The 21,729-nt window shown below is 58.1% G+C and carries 15 protein-coding genes; 9 read left to right on the plus strand and 6 right to left on the minus strand.

Features of this window, described 5'->3' with window-relative positions; all coding sequences use genetic code 11:
• Positions 1-219 precede the first annotated feature (219 nt).
• Complete coding sequence (locus MHN28_RS02900; protein ID WP_239335759.1) at positions 220-2,595, plus strand: mechanosensitive ion channel domain-containing protein; 2,376 nt, start codon at positions 220-222, stop codon at positions 2,593-2,595.
• Positions 2,596-2,683: 88 nt separating this feature from the next.
• Here the strand turns inward: MHN28_RS02900 and MHN28_RS02905 are convergent, their stop codons facing one another.
• The 5 genes from MHN28_RS02905 to MHN28_RS02925 are packed head-to-tail and all read right to left on the minus strand — an operon-like array spanning position 2,684 to position 9,902.
• A complete protein-coding gene (locus MHN28_RS02905) occupies positions 2,684-4,039 on the minus strand; it encodes a CoA transferase (protein WP_239335760.1) in 1,356 nt (451 codons plus the stop codon).
• Entirely contained in the window at positions 4,036-5,190 is a 1,155-nt protein-coding gene (locus tag MHN28_RS02910; protein ID WP_239335761.1) for an ABC transporter permease, read from the minus strand. Before MHN28_RS02910 ends, MHN28_RS02905 begins: the two co-directional genes overlap by 4 nt.
• Positions 5,187-6,215 carry an ABC transporter permease gene (locus tag MHN28_RS02915; protein ID WP_239335763.1) on the minus strand — a complete coding sequence of 343 codons (1,029 nt, stop codon included), beginning with the start codon at positions 6,213-6,215 and terminating at the stop codon, positions 5,187-5,189. The genes MHN28_RS02910 and MHN28_RS02915 overlap by 4 nt, the downstream gene beginning before the upstream one ends.
• Before the next feature lie 14 nt (positions 6,216-6,229).
• The gene (locus tag MHN28_RS02920; RefSeq protein WP_239335765.1) at positions 6,230-8,137 is read right to left on the minus strand and encodes an ABC transporter substrate-binding protein; all 1,908 of its coding nucleotides are present in this window, start codon (positions 8,135-8,137) and stop codon (positions 6,230-6,232) included.
• The gene (locus MHN28_RS02925) at positions 8,130-9,902 is read right to left on the minus strand and encodes an ABC transporter ATP-binding protein (RefSeq protein ID WP_239335766.1); all 1,773 of its coding nucleotides are present in this window, start codon (positions 9,900-9,902) and stop codon (positions 8,130-8,132) included. The genes MHN28_RS02920 and MHN28_RS02925 overlap by 8 nt, the downstream gene beginning before the upstream one ends.
• A gap of 233 nt (positions 9,903-10,135) precedes the next feature.
• Between MHN28_RS02925 and MHN28_RS02930 the strand changes: the two genes are divergently transcribed.
• The 7 genes from MHN28_RS02930 to MHN28_RS24955 all read left to right on the plus strand — a co-directional run bounded on the left by MHN28_RS02930 (position 10,136) and on the right by MHN28_RS24955 (position 17,994).
• Positions 10,136-10,633 (plus strand): class I SAM-dependent methyltransferase, encoded by a 498-nt coding sequence (locus tag MHN28_RS02930; RefSeq protein WP_370645643.1) that lies wholly within the window; start codon positions 10,136-10,138, stop codon positions 10,631-10,633.
• A gap of 17 nt (positions 10,634-10,650) precedes the next feature.
• Positions 10,651-11,280 (plus strand): glutathione S-transferase family protein, encoded by a 630-nt coding sequence (locus MHN28_RS02935; protein WP_239335767.1) that lies wholly within the window; start codon positions 10,651-10,653, stop codon positions 11,278-11,280.
• 114 nt (positions 11,281-11,394) lie between these two features.
• Positions 11,395-13,797: an FAD-dependent oxidoreductase gene (locus MHN28_RS02940; RefSeq protein WP_239335769.1), complete on the plus strand. Its 2,403-nt coding sequence runs from the start codon at positions 11,395-11,397 to the stop codon at positions 13,795-13,797.
• A gap of 2 nt (positions 13,798-13,799) precedes the next feature.
• Positions 13,800-15,350 (plus strand): trimethylamine methyltransferase family protein, encoded by a 1,551-nt coding sequence (locus MHN28_RS02945; RefSeq protein ID WP_239335771.1) that lies wholly within the window; start codon positions 13,800-13,802, stop codon positions 15,348-15,350.
• Positions 15,351-16,025 carry a TetR/AcrR family transcriptional regulator gene (locus MHN28_RS02950; protein WP_239335773.1) on the plus strand — a complete coding sequence of 225 codons (675 nt, stop codon included), beginning with the start codon at positions 15,351-15,353 and terminating at the stop codon, positions 16,023-16,025. It abuts the gene before it with no gap.
• Positions 16,022-17,326, plus strand: a complete 1,305-nt coding sequence (locus tag MHN28_RS02955) for an FAD-binding oxidoreductase (protein WP_239335775.1) — start codon at positions 16,022-16,024, stop codon at positions 17,324-17,326. The genes MHN28_RS02950 and MHN28_RS02955 overlap by 4 nt, the downstream gene beginning before the upstream one ends.
• A gap of 326 nt (positions 17,327-17,652) precedes the next feature.
• Positions 17,653-17,994: a hypothetical protein gene (locus tag MHN28_RS24955; protein ID WP_370645644.1), complete on the plus strand. Its 342-nt coding sequence runs from the start codon at positions 17,653-17,655 to the stop codon at positions 17,992-17,994.
• 134 nt (positions 17,995-18,128) lie between these two features.
• Here the strand turns inward: MHN28_RS24955 and MHN28_RS02965 are convergent, their stop codons facing one another.
• Positions 18,129-18,488, minus strand: a complete 360-nt coding sequence (locus tag MHN28_RS02965) for a DUF3307 domain-containing protein (protein ID WP_370645656.1) — start codon at positions 18,486-18,488, stop codon at positions 18,129-18,131.
• A gap of 244 nt (positions 18,489-18,732) precedes the next feature.
• On the opposite strand from MHN28_RS02965, the gene MHN28_RS02970 reads away from it, so the two are divergent.
• Positions 18,733-21,729, plus strand: coding sequence for a cyclic nucleotide-binding domain-containing protein (locus tag MHN28_RS02970; RefSeq protein WP_370645657.1), 2,997 nt, complete (start codon positions 18,733-18,735; stop codon positions 21,727-21,729).

Below are 21,729 nucleotides of genomic sequence, written 5' to 3' on the forward strand. Positions count from 1 at the left end.
TGTCCGCTCTGTTTTACATCAAAATGCCAGCTCGTCCGCCAATTAGCCTGCGCCGGACCGGTCATATTCAGTTTTTGCCGGGTTGAAAACACTTCTATTCATAGCATGGTCTCAGGAACACGGCTTGACACGATATCGAGACGGCAGGGGTTGATTATTTGAACCCACTTGTCGGCTTCTATAACCTGTGTCGCGAAAGACGAATTGGAAAAGTACCCGATGACACGCACACTGTTGGCTGGATTAACGCTTATAATCTGGTCCCTTACCCTGACATTTGTTACCGGGGCTGCCGCGCAGACCTCGCTTATTCCTGGGTATACCTCGGGTACGGACACCAGTACTGCAACATCCGGCGAAGGGGATCTGGCTGCGGCGATCCGTTCGGCGACCGAAGCCGGGGCCAGTGTGATCGTCATAGACAGCACCGGCCAGGTCGTATCGTCAGGTGGACAAAACACGGCTGGCACCGGACCCGAGTCACAAGACCCGATGGGCGACGGGTCCCAGCTTATGAAGGCGCAGGAGCGGTTCTCGAGATTTCGAGAGTCGATGAACTCACGACTCGAGGCTTTGCCCTATTCGATCTTTGAGGTCCAATACATCTTGCGCCAAACCAGCCCGGACGGCCGGATACAAACCTATGTCGAGGTCCTGTTCTGGAATGTCCTGTTCCTGCTGATCGGCCGATGGTTGTCGATTGAGATCTATGGCAAGCGGATCGCAAAAGGCATTGTCGTCGCCCGATCCAAGGAAGACCCGCAAGGTTATCGGGAAAAGATGCCTTTTCTGGTCTTCCGGTTCCTTATGGGGATTGGGGCCACGATCTTTGCAATGTTGATGGCGCTGATCGTCGGTTTTCTGTTCTTTGGCGAGGCCGAGGACATTTCGATCCAGTTTACGGTCACGGCTATTTTTACGGCGTTTTTCCTGTCGCGCACCGTGTCAGACTTGTGGCGGATGGTCCTGTCCCCCTATCTCAGCCAATACCGATTGCCGCCGTTTTCGGACCGTGATGCCAAGCGTTTGTATCGCTGGGCCTCGGCGCTGGCGACCTACGATATTACCGTGGTGCTTTTTGCGACCTGGGTCGCGGATTTTGGACTGAACTACAACGTCTATGCGATGGTCTATGGCGGCCTGACCATGTTTGGTGCAGTCGGCAACGTCCTAATGATTCTGTTCAACGCGCGTGCTATTTCGAACGCCATTCGCGGCGGCCGGGCACCTGATCAGGTGTCTTGGATACTTAGGTTCATTTCGTTTGCCTGGGCACCGGCGTTGATCGTGTACATGGTGTTCAGCTGGTTCAAGCTTGCCGTGGATCTGGTGCTGGAAAATCAAAACTCGATCCCGATCGTGGCCAGCAGCTATGCGATCTTCATGTCGGTCGTCATTGCCTATGGTGCCATGAACTATTTGCTCGAGCGGTACTTCGACCGAAACCGCCAGCTTGAGGAACTGAACGCCGAAACAGACGAGGCAGAAGCGGAAGCTGAGGTGATTGAGACACCGCAGGCTGAAATGAGAAAGCACTCGATCCTGACCTACGAAGATCTGGCGCGTCGGGTTGCAGGTATTCTGGCATTTGTCGTCGGGCTGTATGCGCTGGTGGTGATCTGGAACCCGGATGCCAGCTGGAGTGAGGATCTGCCGATCGAGCGTGCGCTGGATGTGATGGTGATCCTGTTTATCGGGTATGTTTTGTTCCATTTCTTCCGCATCTGGATCGATTCGAAGATCGCTCAGGAAATTGACGACGGTGGTGGTGAGGCTGAACTGGGGGACGAAGGCGGGGAAGGCGGGCAGAGCCGGCTTGCGACGCTGTTGCCCTTGTTCCGCGGGGCCATTCTGGCAGTCGTGGTTGTGACGATCGTTCTGATCGCTCTGATGGAACTGGGCATTAATGTCAGCCCATTGTTCGCCGGTGCCGGCGTCGTTGGCCTCGCGGTGGGCTTTGGTTCTCAGACCCTGGTTCGAGACATTTTCTCGGGGGCGTTTTTCCTGATGGATGACGCGTTCCGCAAGGGCGAGTACATCGACATCGGTGACGTGAAGGGAACGGTCGAGAAGATCTCGGTCCGGTCGTTCCAATTGCGCCACCATCTGGGCGCGCTGAACACCATTCCATTTGGTGAGATCAAGGTTCTGACCAACTACTCCCGCGACTGGGTCATCATGAAACTGCCATTGCGGGTGACCTATGACACGGATGTCGAGAAGGTGCGCAAGCTCATCAAGAAACTGGGACAGGAACTGCTGAGTGACCCTGTTATCGGCGACAATTTCATTCAGCCTCTGAAATCGCAGGGCGTGATCGAGATGCAGGATTCTGCGATGATCATCCGGGTCAAGTTTATGACCAAACCGGGTGATCAATGGCTGGTACGCAAAAAGGTCTATCAGGACATCCGCGAGTTGTTTGCCCGAGAAGGTATCAAGTTCGCACACCGCGAAGTGACCGTGCGTCTGGCCGATGGCAAGGAAGCAGAGGACCTGACGCCGAAACAGCGCGAAGCCGTAACTGGTGCGGTGCAAGCTGCAATTGACGAAGACTATCTGGACGATATCGGTCCCGGCGGGGATGATCGCTGACAGGCGCTCCCGCCCTTTTGGGCTGTGTCTCTGACGAGACCCCGCCCAAAGCGTTGGGCCGGGCCGCGCGTGCCGCGCGGCCGTCAGCTCAGGCGGTCGACGAGGGCCAGGCCGCAGACGAAGTGCCAAGCATTGACGCGGGCAGGTCCCAGGACATGTTGGCAGTTCCGACGGTGAGCGCCGGTTTCAGCCGGTGGCCGGCCCCCCATCCAGACGCCTCGGGCGTCGTGCCGTAGTCGGTCGGGGCGGCGTTCGTGATGGTTTCTTCCACGTCGGATTTGCCGAGAACGGCCAGCAGTTCGGCCGTTCGGGCGAGTGAAAGCTGACCCGACATGATCGGGTTTCCCGAGGCTGCCTCGGCCATGGCGGACAGCACGGAGGCGGCCATGAGATATCCTGTCGCATGATCCAGCGCCTGAACCGGCAACGGAGTGGGCTTGTCGGCATTGGCCCAGTCCCGGCCAGCGTCCGCGATACCGGCGCTCATCTGAACAAGGCTGTCGAACCCACGCCGAGCCGCCCATGGTCCTTGCCACCCGTAGGCGTTGAGAGTGACCTCAATCCGGTTCGGTGCAAGCTCATCCCGCTTGGCCTTGGTCAAACCCAGCGCGTCCAAGACGCCGGGGCGGTAGCCGTGGACGAATACGTCCGCCTGAGACAGCAGACTCTGAAGTTTCTCGAGGCCCGAAGGCGATTTCAGATCGAGATAAGCGCAGGTTTTGCCCAATGAGATATCCGGAATGACCCCGGGTTCGTCCCAGCCGGGCGGGTCAATACGCAGAACTTCTGCCCCAAATCCGGCTAACGTGCGGGTCGAAACCGGCCCTGCCAGAACGCGGGTAAGGTCGAGAACCCGCAAGCCTGCCAACGGGCGTTTGGCGGTGGCTTCGGGCCGGTCACGTAGAGTGATCTGACGCGGGCCCTGCCAGCCGATCAGCGGGTCTCTCGACACTGCGCGGCCCTGAGGATGATCCAACCACTCAGCGCGGCTGCGCATGGCCGCGGCTACGCCGCCCTCGGCCACGATTGCGGCTTCGAGTTCGCCTGCGGACCACGTTCGTAGTGCCTTGGATACTTCGGTTCGGTCCGCCTCGACCCCTAGTACCTTGAGCGCCGCCGCGCGATGGCGGGGCAGATTGGTGTGCAATCTGATCCACCCGTCCGAGGTCTGATAATCACCTGCGACGGCGTCCCAGAGGCTGGGCATTTCCCAGCCATCGGGTTTGAATGAAAACCCGTACCAGAGCGAGGCCAACCGGTGGTCGACGGTGATCTGGGGTGCGTCGGGCGCAAGGTTCAATGCGGTCACAAGTCGTGCCAGTTCCTGACCTACTGCGCCGAAACTGGCGGTCGCAATCTCGGAAACAGCATAGACGCTGGGACGTGCCCCCGTGCCGATCGTGCGATAGCTGTCCGATGCGGGAAGGGCTGAAAGCAGGGTCATTGCTGATACGGGTCCAGACTGTCGCGCAAGCCGTCACCCAGGAAGTTGAAGGCCAGCACGACGATGATGATCGGCAACATCGGGATTGCCGTCCACGGATAGATCTCGATCGAAGCGAGGTTCTGCGCGTCGTTCAACATCACACCCCAACTCACCGCCGGAGCCCGTAGGCCGAGGCCAAGGAAACTGAGTGCGGTTTCGCCAAGGATCATGGCCGGTATCGACAATGTTGCCGATGCGATCAGGTGGGACATGAAGTTGGGCAAAAGGTGTTTGCGGATCACCCGGCCAGAACTTGCGCCCATCATTTCGGCGGCGCGAACGTATTCCTCTTCTCGCAGTGACAGGAATTTTGCGCGCACTGAACGGGCAAGACCAGGCCAGTCGAGTATCCCGAGGATGATCGAGATGATGAAGAACACCGCGACCGGACTCCAGTTCGACGGCACCGCAGCGGACAAGGCCAGCCAGAGCGGTAACTCCGGCAGAGAGCGCAGGATTTCGATCACGCGGTTGATGACCCAGTCGATCTTGCCGCCGAAATACCCGGCCATCGAGCCGAACAGGATGCCGAGGAAGAAGGAAACCGAAATCCCGATCAGGCCGACAGTTAGGGACAGTTGCGCGCCATAAAGGATACGGCTGAATACGTCTCGGCCCAGTCTGTCAGACCCCCAGAGGAACAGCGTTGCGCCTTCAGGTGCGCAGAACAGGTGGGTGTCAGACCTGATCAAACCGGCGAGCTTATATTCCGCGCCTTCGCAGAAAAACCGGATTGAGCGCGGGTCTTCCGTGTCAGGTACGAATTTCCACTGAAAGGTCTCGAGATCAGCTTCGGCCACAATCGGATAGACATGGGGGCCGAAAAACTTGCCGTCGTGGAACCAGTTGATGCTTTGGGGCGGAGCGTACAGATGTTCACCGTTCCGTTCATTCGGACCGTAAGGCGCGATGAAACCGGCAAATGGCAGCATCAGATAACAGAACAGAAGAAAAATGCCTGAGATCAGACCCAGTTTATGAGTTCTGAACTTGCGCCAGACCAGCACCCAGTTCGGCGCGTCCAGATCGGCACGCTCCAACTGTTGAAGGGATGCATCCGGGTCGAATGGGGCGTCGTCGACGAAGCGACCGTCGGGATGTTTGGTCATGCTTCACGCCCCTCGTATCGAATGCGCGGGTCCAGCATGACCAGCAGGATGTCAGAGATCATGGTGCCGATCAGGGTCAGCAGGGCCACGAACATCAGAATGAATGCAGACAGGAACTGATCCTGCGTTTTCAGGGCCGTCAGCAGTGTCGGCCCGATGGTCTGCAGGCCCAGAACGACTGACACCAGAACCGATCCCGACACCATTGACGGCAGCAAGTTCCCGATATCGGCCACAAAGGGGTTGAACGCCACGCGCAGCGGGTACTTTGTCAGCATCCGCGACGGGGACATCCCTTTGGCGATGGCGGTCTCGACATAAGGTTTACCCAACTCATCCAGCATATTCGCTCGCAAGCGCTGCATCATGGCAGATGCGCCGGACGTGCCGATCACAAAGGTCGGAACGATCAGGTGGACGAGAATAGACTTCATCTTTTCCCAACTCATCGGCTGGCCTTCGAATGATGGGTCCATCAGACCGCCGATGGGCAGGTTGAAATAGCGATGCCCGTAGTAGAACAGGATCAGCGCCAGCAGAAAGTTCGGTGTCGCCAGCCCGAGGTAACCGACAAAGGCCGAGGTATAGTCGATCCACGTCCGTGATCGCGCAGCGGCGATAACGCCTAAGGGCAGCGCGACCGCGTAGACGAACAGAATAGCGGCCAAGTTGACCACAACGGTAAGCCAGAGCGTATCGCCAACAATTTCGGCCACTGGGCGGTCGAATTCGAAGGACCAGCCATAGTTGCCTTGCAACAGACCTTCGAAGCCGTGTGGCCCCGGCCAGAAGCCCACCCAGATCAGGTATTGTTCCCATATAGGGCGGTCCAGAGCGTATTCCGCCCGAAGGAATTCAGCCTTTGCCACGCCGGCCGACTGGCCCGAAGCCTGCAATTCGGCGATCTGGTTGCTCAGATAATCACCGGGTGGAAGGTTGATGATCACGAAGATCAGCATCGACACCACCAGCAAAGTCAGCAGCATCGTGAAAAAGCGATACACCGCATAGCGCAGCATGACCATTTAGCTGCTCCTGCTTAGTCGGCGAAAAAGAATTCGTCAGGACGGTGAATACCGAAATGCGCGCCGGGCTCCCACGCCCACATGGCCTGCTCCGGAACATTGCGCAGACGGTTGGATACTACGATCGGCTGTGGTGCGCCGTTCAAAATGCCAATGGCATAAAGCTGCTCGGCGTGAATGTTCAGCATTTCGGTCCAGATTGCCTTGCGCTCGTCGTCTGTCGTCGCGACTTCCCAATCGTGCGCCAACTGCATCAGGCGCTCGGCTTCCGGCAAGTCAGGGGCTTCGCCGACATCGCCGCTGGTCTGATAATGCTGTCCCCATTTGGGCCAGGCCAAGAACACCTGATCTGTCGGCGCCAGATAAGCCGGGGAGGTGTGCGGCTGCGGGATGCCGTCATCCCAGCCAAACCACACGGATGCCATTGTGTTCCCCGCGAAAACGCGGTTGCGCAGGATGTCACGGTCCAACGGGCGCATGACAAGGTCCACGCCGATCTCACGCCAAGTATCGGTAACGATCTGCAAGGCGTTTTCAACCTCTTGCCGTTCACCCGCGGTTTCCACGATCAATTCCATCGGGCGACCGTCCGGCAGCTGGCGAATGCCGTTCTTGTTGCGCTCGGTCAGGCCTGCTTCATCCAGCAGCGCGTTGGCCATTTCGATATCATACTGCGCCCAGGCCTGCGCATTTTCCTCGCTGTAAAACGGTGACGCCGGCAAAACAGACATCGCGCCGGGTTGGGCCAGCTTGAAATAGAGCGCCTGGTTGATCGTCTTGCGGTCGATGGCCAGGGAAAGCGCGCGGCGCACGCGGACATCGCGCAGAACCTCGCGCCAACCGTCATCGGCAAAATTCAGGTTCGGATAGATTGCAATTTGCGATGCAACGCCGGTCTTCCACAGCAAGGTCTTGTAGTCTCCACCAGCCTCGCCTTTTTTCAGGATCGAAGCATCACGAAACGCCAGCCCACGTCCTTGCAGGTCGGTTTCACCTGCGTTGGCTTTAGCTGCGACCAGACCGGGGGCCACAATCTCCATCTCGACCACGTCGATATACGGCAACTGAACACCATTGGAGTCGATCCGGTGATAGTACGGGTTGCGCACGAAATTGTGGCGGATTTTCTTGCCCGAGCTGGCATTCAACCAAGGTTGCAGCGTCGGCAATTCATGGTTGTCGAACTTGTACAGGTTATCCAGCTTGTTGTGCAGCGCGGCCCAGCTTTTGACGCGGGCGTCTTCGACCTGAAAGGCCAGTTCATCGGCATCCGCGAAGTCTTTGTGATACTGCTTCAGAAATGCCGCCGGGCGGTAAATGAAGGGCGGTCGGGCCTGCGCCAGAGATTGCAGAAAGTCCGGGTTTGGATCTTCCCACTCATAAACAACGGTCGTTTCGTCCGGGAATGACACGGTGGGCGTCTTGCCTTCAACGATCAGAAAATCAGGTGGGCCCGAGGGGCTGAGCAATTCGTTGTTGGCGACGTCCTCCCACCAGTAACGGAAGTCTTCCGATGTGAACGGCGATCCATCGGACCACTTGTGGCCTTCGCGCAGATGCAGGGTGAATTTCCGGTTATTCTCATTTTCGAAGGAGTCGAGCAGGTCAGGTACGATCTCATAGTTTTCGTCAAACCCAACTAGTCGCGAGTATCCGTATACAACCATCTGCCGGATGTCTTTCGACCGGGTCACCATGGTGCGCAGGGTGCCACCTGGCGTTCCGAATTCACGCCCCTTGGCGGCCAGGTCTACGACCAACGGCTCAACAGGCAGGCGTTCCTCGACCGGTGGCAGGTTTCCGGCATTTACCTCAGTTGCCCAGAATTCGCCTTCCTGAGGGGTAGGCGTTCCTGCATTGGCGGGCAGCATCCAGGCGGCCATTGCGGCGGCCAGAATCATGGGGCGAGTGGTCTTAAACATGGCATCGTACCTTATGGCCGGGCTCCATCTCTACCAGTGAAGGTACCACGGAGTCGGTAAATCGGAAGGCGTCATCCCAACTGTCAGGTGAACCTGCGCCCAAAGCAACCAGTTTCAGGTCGATGGGCCGGTTGATGTCGGGTTCCGGCTGAGCGGCGATCAGCGCCTTGGTGTAGGGGTGGCGGGGGTTGTAGAAAAGCGTTTCCGGCGGGGCCTGCTCAACGACCAGCCCCCGGCGCATCACGGCGACTTCGTCCGCGATGCGCGCAACGACCGCGAGGTCGTGAGAGATAAACAGATAAGACAGGTTCAACCGGTCCTGCAGATTTTCCAGCAATGTCAGGATCTGTTCCTGAACGGATACATCCAGTGCCGATGTCGGCTCGTCACAGACAATCAGTTGGGGGTCCAGCATCATCGCACGCGCAATCGACAGGCGCTGACGCTGTCCGCCGGAAAAGGCGTGCGGATAGCGTTTCAGCATGTCCGCGTTTAGCCCGACGCGCTGCAGCATCTCGACCGCCTTGTCTTTTTGTTCAGCGGCGGAACCGATGCTGTGGATTTCCAGCGGCTCGGTCAGGGCGTCCTGAATGCGCATTCGCGGGCTTAGCGAGCTGTAAGGGTCCTGAAACACCATCTGTGCCTTGCGCTGAAAGGCCGTGCGTTGGGCGCGGCTCATGTGATGCACGGTAATCGGATCTTCGCTGGGCGAGGTGCGAAACAGGACTTCTCCGCCTGGATCAGGCAATTCCGCGCCAAGAGCGATACGTGCGGCCGTCGTTTTGCCCGAGCCGCTTTCGCCGACGATCGCCAAGGTCTTGCCGCGCGCCAGTTTCAGATCCACTCCTCGGCAGGCATGGATCAGTTTGTCGCCCTGCCAGCCCCTGCTGGACCGCATGGTGTACGTCTTGGATACCCCCTTCATCTGCAGAATGAGGTCTTCGTCGGGCATTGGCAGCCCGACCGATTCCTCGTCGGGGATTGCCGGGGCTGCATTGAAAAGCTGCTGCGTATAAGGGTGGGCGGGGGCGCTCAGGATCGGCGCGGCAGCCCCGGACTCCATCACACGGCCCTTGTGCATCACGACCACCTGTTCCGCCATGTTGGCAACAACACCAAGGTCGTGCGTCACAAGGATCAGGGCCATTCCTGTCTCGCGCTGCAGCTCCTTGATCAGGCCCAGCACCTGCGCCTGTGTCGTTACGTCCAAAGCGGTCGTTGGCTCATCCGCGATCAGCAATTCCGGCTTGGACACCATCGCCATTGCAATCATGGCGCGCTGGCGCATACCGCCGGACATCTCAAAGGGGTAAGAATCATAGGCGCGTTGAGGGTCGGGAAAGCCCACGCGTTCAAACTGGGTCAGGACCTCTTTGCGGGCCTGCGCCTCGGACGCGCCGCGGTGCAACCACAACACCTCGCTAACCTGATTGCCGATCTTGTGCAGAGGGGACAGCGAGCGCATGGGCTCCTGAAAGATCATTGAAACGCGGTTGCCGCGAATATCGCGCATCTGGCGTTCGCTGATTTTGGTCAGGTCCTCGAAGCCTTTCGAATCGTTCAGAGTAATCGTGCCGCTGCGAATCTGTGCCGCACGTGGCAGGATGCGTAATGCGGCCCGGCATGAGATGGTTTTGCCCGATCCCGATTCCCCGACCAAAGCAAGCGTTTGCCCCGCTTCGACATCAAAGCTGACGCCTTTGACAACGGAGTCGCCATCACCAAAACCAATGCTGAGGTCTCTGACGGACAACAACGCAGTCATGCGGGTTTTCCACCCGTTCGTCCGTAGGTCGGCATCGGCGTTTTCAACTCCCTGTGTTTTTTGTCGCAGTTTCGCGCGGTTGGGGCCGTCTAGTCAAACCCGTTCTTGGGTTGAATTGTCGCGAAAATGTGAAACTTAGGCCAATTTACCTACACAAATCCTTGAAGATTTGTCATCACGTGCGGTGTTGGACCCATTTAACATGCCAACTGATATCAAGGAGAGATTTCCCAGTGCCAGACAACCAAAGCCGCCTGGATCTGTTCATCGACCGCATGGTGTCCCAACGGGCCTGTCTGGATTATGCCATCGACCAGACCAAAGGCATGCCGGGGCCGGTGTTCGAACTGGGGCTGGGCAACGGACGCACGTACCATCACATGGCGCAGTACATTGATGACCGTCCGGTCTACGTGTTTGAGCGTGCAGTAGCGTCTCATCCGGATTCCACGCCGCCCGAGGATTTGGTGATTTTGGGAGACGTGCGCGAAACGCTACCGTCTTCGCTGAATCGTTTTGGAGCGACCGCCAGCCTGATTCACGCGGACCTTGGCGGCCATAACCGGAAAAAGAACGATGACTTCGCCCGTTTCGTCTCACCGCTGATCGAGCCGCTTTTGGCCGAGGGTGGCCTGATGGTCTCCAGCGACCGGATGTATTTCGACACACTGACCGAGCTTCCCTTGCCGGATGGTGCAGTGGAAGGGCGTTGCTTCATCTATCGTCGCTAACCGATCAGGAAATCCCAATGCTATTTTATGATTGTTCCACGGCCCCCAACCCACGTCGGGCACGCATGTTCATTGCGGAAAAAGGCCTTGAGATCGAAACCCGCGAAATCTCGATCGGGAAGGGTGAGCAACTCAGCGACGAATTCCGTGCCGTGAACCCGAACGCGACTGTTCCGGTCCTTGTGACGGACCAAGGCAGCACGCTGACCGAAAACCTCGGGATCGCGGCTTATCTTGAGGCTCGCTTCCCTGAGCCGCCTTTGATAGGGCGCACACCGGACGAAAAAGGGCAGGTTCTGATGTGGAACAGCATTGTCGAACAACAGGGCGGCGCGCCCATTGCCGAGACACTGCGCAACACGCACCCGGCCTTTGCCGACAGGGCGATTCCCGGTCCGGTGAATCACGCCCAAATTCCCGCATTGGCACAGCGCGGGTCCGCGCGCGTTGGTCATTTCTTCTCTCTGCTCGAAAACAGGCTGGCCGAAAGCGCCTTTGTTGCAGGGTCGGATTTCACTCTGGCCGACATTTCTACCTTTGTCTTCGTGGACTTTGCCCGCGTGATCAAGATGCGGATTCCACAGGAAAACGTGGCCACTCTGGCATGGTTTGAAAAGGTGGCATCGCGCCCCAGCGCTCAACTATAACACCTGCTTGTCCAAAGGCATATTATTAGGCATCTGCAGGACTGTACAGAAATGTCTAGACAGAAGTGAACAGTGCGTCTAGCGTCCTTCCGTAGTCATGCAGGGGAGCGCAGGATGAAATCTCAGTATCGCGTTGTGGTCATCGGTGGCGGCGTTGTCGGCGCTTCGGTTCTGTATCATCTGGCCAAGTTTGGATGGTCGGATGTGGTCATGTTGGAGCGGCGGCGTTTGGCGTCAGGATCATCATGGCACGCGGCGGGCGGTATTCATGCGTTGAACGCCGACCCGAATATGGCTTCGTTGCAGGCCTATACCATCGACCTGCTCAGCGAGATCGAAAAAGAATCGGGCCAGAATATCGGTCTGCATATGACAGGTGGTCTGACGCTGGCCGGTACGCCGGAACGCTGGGAGTGGCTGCAAGCGAACTACCGCATCTTCCAGTCCATCGGGATTGACGACTGCGAGCTGCTGACCCCCGAAGAGGCACAGAGACGCTGCCCGATCATGTCGACCGATGGCGTGCTGGGCGCGATGTGGGCGGATCGTGAGGGCTACATCGACACAACCGGCACCGTGCAGGCCTACGCAACGGCAGCTAAGAAGCGTGGCGCTGAGTACTATGAAGAGACCAAGGTCGAGGAACTGATCCAGACCGACGATGGCTGGCAGGTTGTGACCGACAAAGGCACGGTCACCTGTGAGCATGTGGTCAACGCCGCTGGTCTCTGGGCCAAGCAGGTGGGGCGCATGGCAGGGGTCGAACTGCCGGTCTCACCACTGAAGCATCACTATCTGATCACAGACGCAGTGCCCGAAGTCGCGGCAGCAGATTTCGAGATGCCGATGACCGTCGACCTCGAAGGGTTCACCTATATGCGGCAAGACCAGAAAGGGGTTTTGGTCGGCATCTACGAGGTCGATCACGAACACTGGGCCATGGACGGCGCGCCATGGAACTATGGTGAAGAACTGTTTCAGGAACAGCTCGACCGGATTGAGAATGAACTGACGCTGGGCTTTGAACGTTACCCGTCGATCCAGAACGTGGGCATCAAGACATGGGTGAACGGCGCGTTTACCTTCTCGCCGGACGGTAACCCTCTGGTTGGGCCGGTCCCCGGCAAGCGCGGGTATTGGTCGGCCTGTGCGGTGATGGCAGGTTTCCTGCAAGGTGGCGGTGTGGGCAAGACACTGGCCGAGTGGATGATCCATGGCGAGCCCGAGGCCGATGCATGGCCGATGGACGTGGCGCGTTATGGCGATTTCGCCCAGAACAAACGCTACATCCGCGAGACCACCGGGCAGTTCTACTCCCGCCGGTTCGTGATGACCTATCCGAACGAACAGCTGCCAGCAGGTCGTCCGCTGAAAATGGCACCGGCGCATGACGCGATGACCGAGGCGGGCTGCAAATGGGGCGTCAGCTGGGATCTGGAAGTCCCGTTGTACTTTGCGCCAAAGGGGTTTGAGGAGACCCCGACTCTGAAACGCTCGAACGCGCACGATATCGTGGCCGAGGAATGCAAGGTGATCCGCGAAGGCGCGGGCCTGTTGGATATCTCGGGCTTTTCGCGGTTCGAGGTTTCGGGTCCGAATGCTGAAGTTTGGCTGGACAAAGTCATGGCCTCGAAACTGCCCGCGCCGGGTCGGGCCAAACTGGCACCGATGCTGGGGGAAAACGGACGCCTCAAGGGCGATCTGACCGTGCTGAACTGGGGCGATGGCACCTGGTGGATCATGGGCAGCTATTACCTGCGTGCGTGGCATATGCGCTGGTTCGATGATCACATGATCGAAGGCGTCACTGTCCGTGATCTGGGCGAGGAGTACTGCGGGTTCGCCGTAGTTGGTCCAAAGTCGCAGGCGGTGGTCGAGAGGCTGGCCGAACAGGACATCTCGGGTCTCAAATTCATGGGCTGCGGCGATTTCGATATCGGTTTGGTTCGCGCCCGTGTCGCCCGCATGTCTGTCACGGGCGAGAAAGGGTACGAGATCAACTGCCGCTATGGCGACCACATCAAACTGCGCCGGATGCTGCTTGAGGCTGGAGCCGAGGAGGGCATTCGTGAGTGCGGCTTCAACGCAATGCTCTCGACCCGGCTGGAAAAGAGCTTTGGCATCTGGTCGGCCGAATTCACACAGCTTTACACACCGGGCATGACCGGGATGGATCGCTGGATTGACTGGGACAAAGACTTTGTCGGCAAAGAAGCGGCGGTGGCAGAACGAGATGGCAACGGCCCGGCGCAAATTCAGGTCACGTTGGAGGTGGATTCGTTCGACGCGGACGCGAGCGGTTACGAGCCTGTCTGGTCGGGTGAGGAACGCGTCGGCTTTGTGACCTCGGGCGGGTATGGCCACTACACCGGAAAATCTCTGGCAATGGCGCTGGTCAATCGCGATATGGCCGAACCGGGGACGGAACTCTCGGTCCACGTGGTCGGTGTCGAACGTCCTGCGCGGGTCGTGGCGCCATCGCCATATGACCCGCAGGGCGAAGCGATGAGAGGCTGACCATGATTGGGCAAACATCAGAACGCGGACGGCGACGTCGCGGGCGAAGCCCCGAAGCCGCCCCCGCGCCCAGTCGGAACGTGAACTACCGTCAGCTAAAGAACCCATTTCCTTTGATGGAGGTTTTCCCGGCGGATCAGATCGCCGAGATGCATAAAACGGCCCTGCGCACCCTGCAGGAGCTGGGGGTCAAATGTCTGCTGCCCGAAGCGCGACGCATCTTCGAGAAAGCGGGCGCGCGCGTAGATGAAGATTCCGAGATGGTCTTTATCGGACGTGACATTGTCGAGGCGGCTGTGGCATCGGCCCCCAAATCGATTGCCTGTCATGCCGGGGCGCGACGCAGGGACTTCACGCTGGAGCTTGGGTCACTTGTGTTTCAACCGGGGGCAGGGGCTCCGAATGCGACGGATCTGGAGCGGGGTCGCCGCCCGGCGACCGGCCAAGACTATCTGGACTTTCTGAAGCTCACCCATCACTTCGACGTCTTCCAGATGATTTCGCCTCAGGTCGAACCGCAGGATGTGCCAACCCACCTGCGCCACTATTTCACAACGCAGGCGCAGATGGAGTTGACGGACAAGTTCCCGTTCTTCTTCTCCCGCGGGACCCCTCAGGTGATGGATTGCTTTGAGATGCTGTCCATCGCGCGCGGCCTTTCTGACGACGAGTTTCAATCGGGCGCGCATTGCTACACGATCATCAACACGAACAGCCCGCGTACGCTGGATATCCCGATGGCGCAGGGGTTGATCGATTTTGCGCGGAGTGGTCAGATGTCGATCATCACGCCTTTCACGCTGATGGGAGCGATGGCACCGATCACCGTGGCCGGAGCCATCACGCTGTCACATGCCGAGGCGCTGGCAGCGCTGACCTTGACCCAGCTTGCCAAGCCCGGCGCGCCGGTCTGCTATGGCACGTTCACCAGCAATGTGGACATGAAATCGGGCGCGCCTGCTTTCGGCACCCCATCGCATTTTCAAGCCTCGCTGGCGGCGGGGCAACTGGCGCGCCATCTGGGCCTGCCATGGCGGTCTGCGGCTGGGTCAGCGTCCAACATCAACGATGTTCAGGCAGCGAACGAGAACCAGTTCGGCCTGTGGGGCTGCCTCATGGCTGGGGCAACTGTGATCATCCACTCGGCGGGTTGGCTGGAGGGCGGTTTGAGCGTGTCGTTCGAAAAGTTGATCTGCGATGCCGAGGTTCTGAACATGGTGGCCGAGCTTTGCGCCGGAGCGCAGGCAGGCACCGCCGAGATCGGCTTTGATACCGCGTTGAGCGAGGTTGAACCCAGCGGGCATTTCTTTGCGTCCAGCCAGACGATGGAGCGTTACAATACCGAGTTCTACGAGCCGCACGTGCACGACTATGCCAATTTCGGAACCTGGACGGAACGCGGGTCAGTCGATGCCAGTCATCGCGCGACGGGGGTTTGGAAAGGTATTCTAAGCGATTTCAAGGCTCCGCCAAGCGACAGCGACCGTATAGGCGCCTTGCAGGAGTTCATTACCCGTCGTACCGCTGAAGGCGGCGCACCGCCGGAGAGTTGAATGAGCACCAAACCTATCCTGCACCGGGATGACCCCGAAGCCGAGCCTCTGGTCGGCAATATCAAAGTCACGCGAGATGATTGGCTGAATGTGGCGATGGATGTTCTGATCTCGGACGGCGTAGATCAGATCAAGGTGCTCAACCTGGCCGAACGGATGGCTGTGTCGCGGTCGTCGTTCTATTGGTACTTCAAATCCCGGCAAGAGCTGCTGGACGCGTTGTTGGCGCGGTGGCAGGCCACCAATACGGCTGCGTTGGTTGCGCAGGCCGAGGCCCCGGCGGAAACAATTACTGCGGCTGTTTGCAACGTGCACCGCTGCGTGGTGAACACTTCGTTGTTCGACACAGCACTAGATTTCGCTGTCCGGGACTGGGCGCGTAAATCGGGCAAGGTGCGGCGCGCGCTGAATCAATCCGATGCGCGCAGGCTTGAGGCGCTGCACGCCATGTTCGCGCGCTATGGCTATTCCGAATACGAAGCAGAAACCCGCGCCCGCGTGCTGTACTACATGCAGATCGGGTACGACCTTGCGCAGTTGAATGAACCGATGTCCACGCGGATCGCTATGGTTCCGCACTACCTTTACGTCTTCACGGGGGTTGAGCCTAAGCCCGAAGAAGTCGAAGAATTCAGCGCGTATTCAATGCGCTATTGGAAAGGAGAACCTTCATGAGCCAACCTGACGCAATCATCATCGGAACCGGTGTGATCGGCGCAGCTATCGCCTTTGAAATGGCAAAAGCGGGGTGGAAAACCCTGTCGTTGGACCGCAACAGCCAGGTTGGCCACGGTTCGACTGCCGGGTCTTGTGCGATCATTCGGATGCATTATTCGACCTTCGATGGAACCGCCTTTGCGTGGGAGGGATATCACTATTGGCGCGATTGGGCCGAATATCTGGGCCTGCCGGAAGATGCTAACCTGGCACAGTTCCGTGAGACTGGCTGCTTGGTGATGAAGACTGACGCGAACGGCCTGCTGGAAAAGCACATGAAAAATAGTGCCGATCTGGATTGCCCGTTCGAAGAATGGTCGGTCGACAAAGTCAGTGAGCGTCTGCCGATCTATTCTCAGGACAGTTTCGCGCCTGCGCGTCGCATGGATGATCCGGAGTTTGGGCAACCGAATGGGCGCAAGATGCAGGGCGGCGTATTCTGGCCGCAGGCGGGCTATGTCACCGATCCGGCGCTGTCCGCGCAAAACCTGATGGATGCCGCCAAGCAGCACGGCGCAGAGGTGCGCACCAGCGCCGAGGTGGTTGAGATCCTGACCGATGACGGCCGGGTGTCGGGTGTGAAGCTGGCCTCGGGTGAGGAAATCCTCGCGAAGGTTGTGGTGAACGTTGCCGGCCCGGGTTCAGCCATCATCAACAAGATGGCGGGTGTTCTGGATGACATGACAATCGAAACCCGCCCCCTTCGGCAGGAAGTCGTCCACGTCCCCGCGCCCGAAGGGTTCGATTTTGAAAATGACGGCACGATTGTCTCGGACAGCGACATTGCCTGCTATTGCCGCCCGGAACACGGCAATCACATTCTGGTCGGCTCGGAAGATCCCGCATGCGACCCGCATCAGTGGTGCGAGGATGACGTGCACTACAACCACGACTTCACGGATCAGTGGACAACGCAGGCGATGCGTTATGCCCAGCGTGTGCCAAGTCTTGGTATTCCGTCCAAAACACGTGGGGTGGTTGATTTGTATGACGCGTCGACCGACTGGATCCCGATCTATGATAAATCCAGCCTGCCGGGGTTCTACATGGCCTGCGGAACCAGCGGGAACCAGTACAAGAATGCTCCGATTGCGGGCAAGATGATGACGGCCCTGATCGAATACTGCGAAGGCGGCGCGGACCACGACGCGCAACCGCTGCAATTCGAACTGCCCTATATCGGGCGGTCGATTGATGTTGGGTTCTATTCCCGTAAGCGTCCCATCAACGAGGAAAGCAGTTTTTCCGTACTGGGCTAATCTGCGTTCCAAATCGCTCTAACCTTCCTGGGGACTGTAAGTAGGCAGGACCCAGGATGACCGAGCCGAAGAATTGAGTTCTGATACTTGGAAGTGCCCCATCCGCGCTGTCCGCGCGGGACTGGGCGCGAGCCCCCTTTACCCATATCGTTGCCATCAACAATGCCTGGCGTGTTCGGCAGGATTGGGATGTACTTATCCACCCCGAGGACTTTCCTGCCCATAACCGGCCGGTCGAAACACGCTCTGGCCAGAGGATTGTCGAGGCCGACAAATACGTTCCTTTGCAAAACCAATTCGGTGGATTTGTGTACGCTGGCGGTACCATGGCATTCACGGCGGGATACTGGGCGTTATCCGCGCTTCATCCCGCCGTTTTGGCCTTTTTCGGCTGTGACATGATCTATCCTCGTTCCGGCCAGACTCATTTCTATGGCAACGGTTCTGCTGATCCTTTGCGGAAAGATGTAACCTTGCGTTCGCTCGAGGCGAAATCCGCCCGATTGGCGTTGTTCGGCGCTGCGCAGAACTGCCACGTGGTTCGGTTGTCTCAGGGCGATAGCCGTCTGGTGTACCCGTCAGTTACGGCCGAGAGGATTGTGTCCGTCGAGCTGCCGTCGACGAAAGGCATGCACGCTGTATTGCAGGCCGAAGCAGCGTTGAACTAGGTCGTTCCATCTGGCCGGTACTGGGAAGTGGCGCACAAGTTTGACGCCGCCAAGATCGATCAATTGGACAGGCAGTGGCTTGCCGCGTATTGTCCTCCGGCTTTGAAAAACGTCGCGTGACTTTGGTTCGCCGTTCAGGCGGCGAACTTAACCCAAGCCCAAACCATGGCAATGTATGTCAGGTTGTGCATGCACTGATCCAGACCGGCGGCCCGCCAGAATGCGGCCTGCGTCGGTATAAGTTGCTTTTTGTCCGAATAGCTGGCTTTGGCAAAATCGATATTGAAATGTACGATCCATTCCAGCGCGGCAATGATCAGAATAAACGACCACGGCGCGCCAAAGATCATGAACACAATTACCGAGCCGATAACGTGTACGCCAGCATGCTGAGCACGGCCCGCGTGTAAGTACTCACCGCGACCGGACAACATTTTAGGAGTCTGGAGGAAAAAGTCCGCAAACATATGTTTGATCTGCAATAAGCAGAGCATCAATAACACTGCGCCTATGCTGGCAGTCAAAATAGTCCTCCCGATATCGTCCCAGTCCAAACTCTAGGCACTAAATTGTAGTTGCGCAAATGAACTTGTTCACACTTGGCGATTATCTGATCATATTCGAAACTATTTGCGTCTCTTGTCTGGATTGCGGTAAATTCAGGGTGTTGGATTTGCGACACTTTCGTCAAGATCGGATCGGTGATCCATAGCAGGGGCAGATTCCATAGAACGTTCAATTTTCCGATTTATTTGGAAGTACTCAAAACGCGACCAACTGATCCTGTTGGCCGTGACCTCAACGCTGTTTCCTCTGCTCTACCTCACGCTGGAATTGCCCAAACGCATCATCAACGACGCGATCGGTGCCACAAGTTCAATTGTGGATGTCTGGGGTTACGACCTGCCGCAGACCACTTTCCTGATCATTTTATGCGTGGCCTTTCTGGTGGCTGTTTTGGCGCATGGTTTGATGAAGATGCGCATCAACACCATGAAAGGTGTGCTGAGCGAGCGGATGCTGCGCCGGTTCCGGTATCAGCTCATCAGCCGCGCGTTGCGCTTTCCGCAGCCTTATTTCGAACGGGTCAGCCAGGGCGAACTTGTTTCGATGATCACCGCCGAAAGCGAGCCGATGGGCGGGCTTATGGGCGATGCGATCAGCCAGCCAGTTTTGCAGGCCGGGCAGATGATCACGATTCTGTCCTTCCTGTTTTTGCAGAGTGTCTGGTTCGGTCTGGCAGCAGTTGCATTGATCCCGCTTCAGGCCTGGCTGATCCCGAAGCTGCAACGCCAGATCAACCAGCTGAACAAAAAACGCATTCAGGAAGTGCGGGTATTGGCGGCTCAGATCGGTGAGAACGCGGCGGGTGCGTCCACGTTGCGTACGAATGGCGGGTGGCGGTATCGCCGGGCGATGATTTCGGACCAGCTGGGCCGTTTGTTCGGTATCCGGTTCGAAATCTACCAGAAAAAGTTCTTTATGAAGTTCTTGAACAACTTCATCTCACAACTAACGCCGTTCATGTTTTATCTGGTTGGCGGTCTTCTGGTCCTTCAGGGTTCGGTTTCGCTGGGTGCGCTGGTCGCGGCGTTGGCGGCGTATAAAGACCTGAGCTCGCCGTGGAAAGAACTGTTGACCTACTACAACCAGACGCAGGATATGGGCCTTCGCTGGGAAGTTGTGACGGAACGCTTTGCCCCTGCCGGAATGCAGGATGAGAAACTGTTCGAAGGCGAACCCGAAACACAGCCACGGTTGTTCGGCGACATTGTTCTGGATCATGTCTCGGTGCGCGATATGGACGGCAATCAGGTATTGGATGATCTGGATCTGACTTTTCCGGGTGGAAAGATCGTCGGAATTGCCGCCCCAAGCGAGGAAGACCGCCGCGCCGTCGCCGAGTTGCTGACCCGGGAAATCCTGCCCAGCGCTGGCAGGGTTCGGATCGGAGATGCGAATTTGGCAAACCTGCATCAAAGCACTGTTGCCGCGCGTATCGGATACGCCTCGTCTCGGCCCGTGATGTTTCAGGGCACGCTGGGTGACAACGTAATGATGCCGATGCGCTTCAAGCCTTTGACAAGCGAAACGGACGATCCCGATTTTGCCGAGACGCTGAGGGCAGGAAACAGCTCTGATCCCTTCAAGACGGATTGGCTGGACCCGTCGGCCGCCGGGTTGGAAAGTGCAGTCGCGGTCCGGGACTGGTGGCTGAAGCTGATCGACGGAAAAGGCTCGGGGATGGCGTTGTTCCAGCGCGGGGCCGAGCAGGCGTTCAACAGTGCAGAACACCCGGAGCTGGCGCACAAATTGGTCGAACTGCGCCCATTGGTTCAACAGGCCGTCAAAAACGTGGGTTTGGATCAGCAGGCGTTTGTCTTTGAACGCAACACCTATAACCCCGCTTTGCCGGTTGCTGAGAACCTGTTGTTTGCCACGCCCAAAGTGCCCGTGACGCAGGAGCTTTTGGCGCGCCAGACAGTCTTTCTGGGGCAGCTTCGCGAATTTGGGCTGGATGAGACGCTGATCAGCCTGACCCGCGACGTGATTGAGATGTTGCGTCAGATTTTTGGCCTGGACGGCACCGACCATCCGCTGTTCCGGAAACTCGGACTTGAGGCGCAGACCTATGAGGCTGCCGTGGAGCTGGTCGAGAAAACCCGGAACGAAGGAGTCTCGGGTCTCGATGATGAGCAACTGGCCAACCTGCTGGCTGTGCCTTTCGTGATTTCGGCCGAACAGATTGGTCCGGCTTTCACGGATGACCTCAAGGACCGCATCCTGGAACTGCGCCACAGCCATTCCGAAAAACTGCTGGAACGGTTGCCGGATGTCTTCGTGCCGCTGGATGAGACAAAGTTCGCGCCCGGACTGACCGTTCTGGAAAACGCGCTGTTCGGAAAGGTCAGCCAGATCGGCGGTGCGCGGTCAGACGACGTGCGCAAGCTGATTGTCGATGTTCTGAACGAGAACGGAGCCCGTCCGCTGGTGGTCGAGCTGATCTTCGACGTCCCGGTCGCACTTGGGGGGCAGAATCTGCCTGCGGTGTTTGCCGAACCACTGTCCTTTACACGCGCGACGATCAAGAAACCGGACATCCTGATCCTCGAGGACGCGCTGGCCAGCTACGATATGGCATCCAAGGTTGCCGTGTACAAAAACCTGCGGGCCCTGTTGCCGGATACGACCGTGATCTACCTGAACGACCAGTTTGAAACCCCGGACGTGTTCGACATGTTTGTCGAAATCAGGCAAGGTCGTGTCGTCTCGGACGAAGGGCCTGCGGACGTGGAAGAAGATAGTGCCGCCTCAGCCGACCTCGCGCGCAAGCTGCGCGCGCTGGAGCAGACTCCGCTGTTTTCCGGTCTTGACCGCCGACAGCTGCGCCTGCTGGCTTTTGGTGCGCGCTGGTTTGACGCGAAGCCGGGCGAAGTGGTCTTCCTGAAAGACGACCAGCCGACCGATGGTGCCTATGTCGTGCTGGAGGGCGAAGCCGGGCTTTATCTACCGCAACCCGACGGTGAGGATCAGTTGATTGCCACAGTCGGGTCCGGCGCGCTGGTCGGTGAGTTGGGTTTGATCCGCAAAGAACCCCGCGCCCTGAGCATGATCGCCGAAACGGAACTGTCCTGTTTGCGCATCGGTGAGGAAGAGTTCCTGGCCGTTGTAGAAAACGATGCCGCAACGGCTTTCAAGCTGTTGCAGGTGATTGCGGGATATGTGTCGAATTAA

The sequence above is a fragment of the Ruegeria sp. Ofav3-42 genome (assembly GCF_022347725.1).
Lineage (GTDB): Bacteria > Pseudomonadota > Alphaproteobacteria > Rhodobacterales > Rhodobacteraceae > Ruegeria.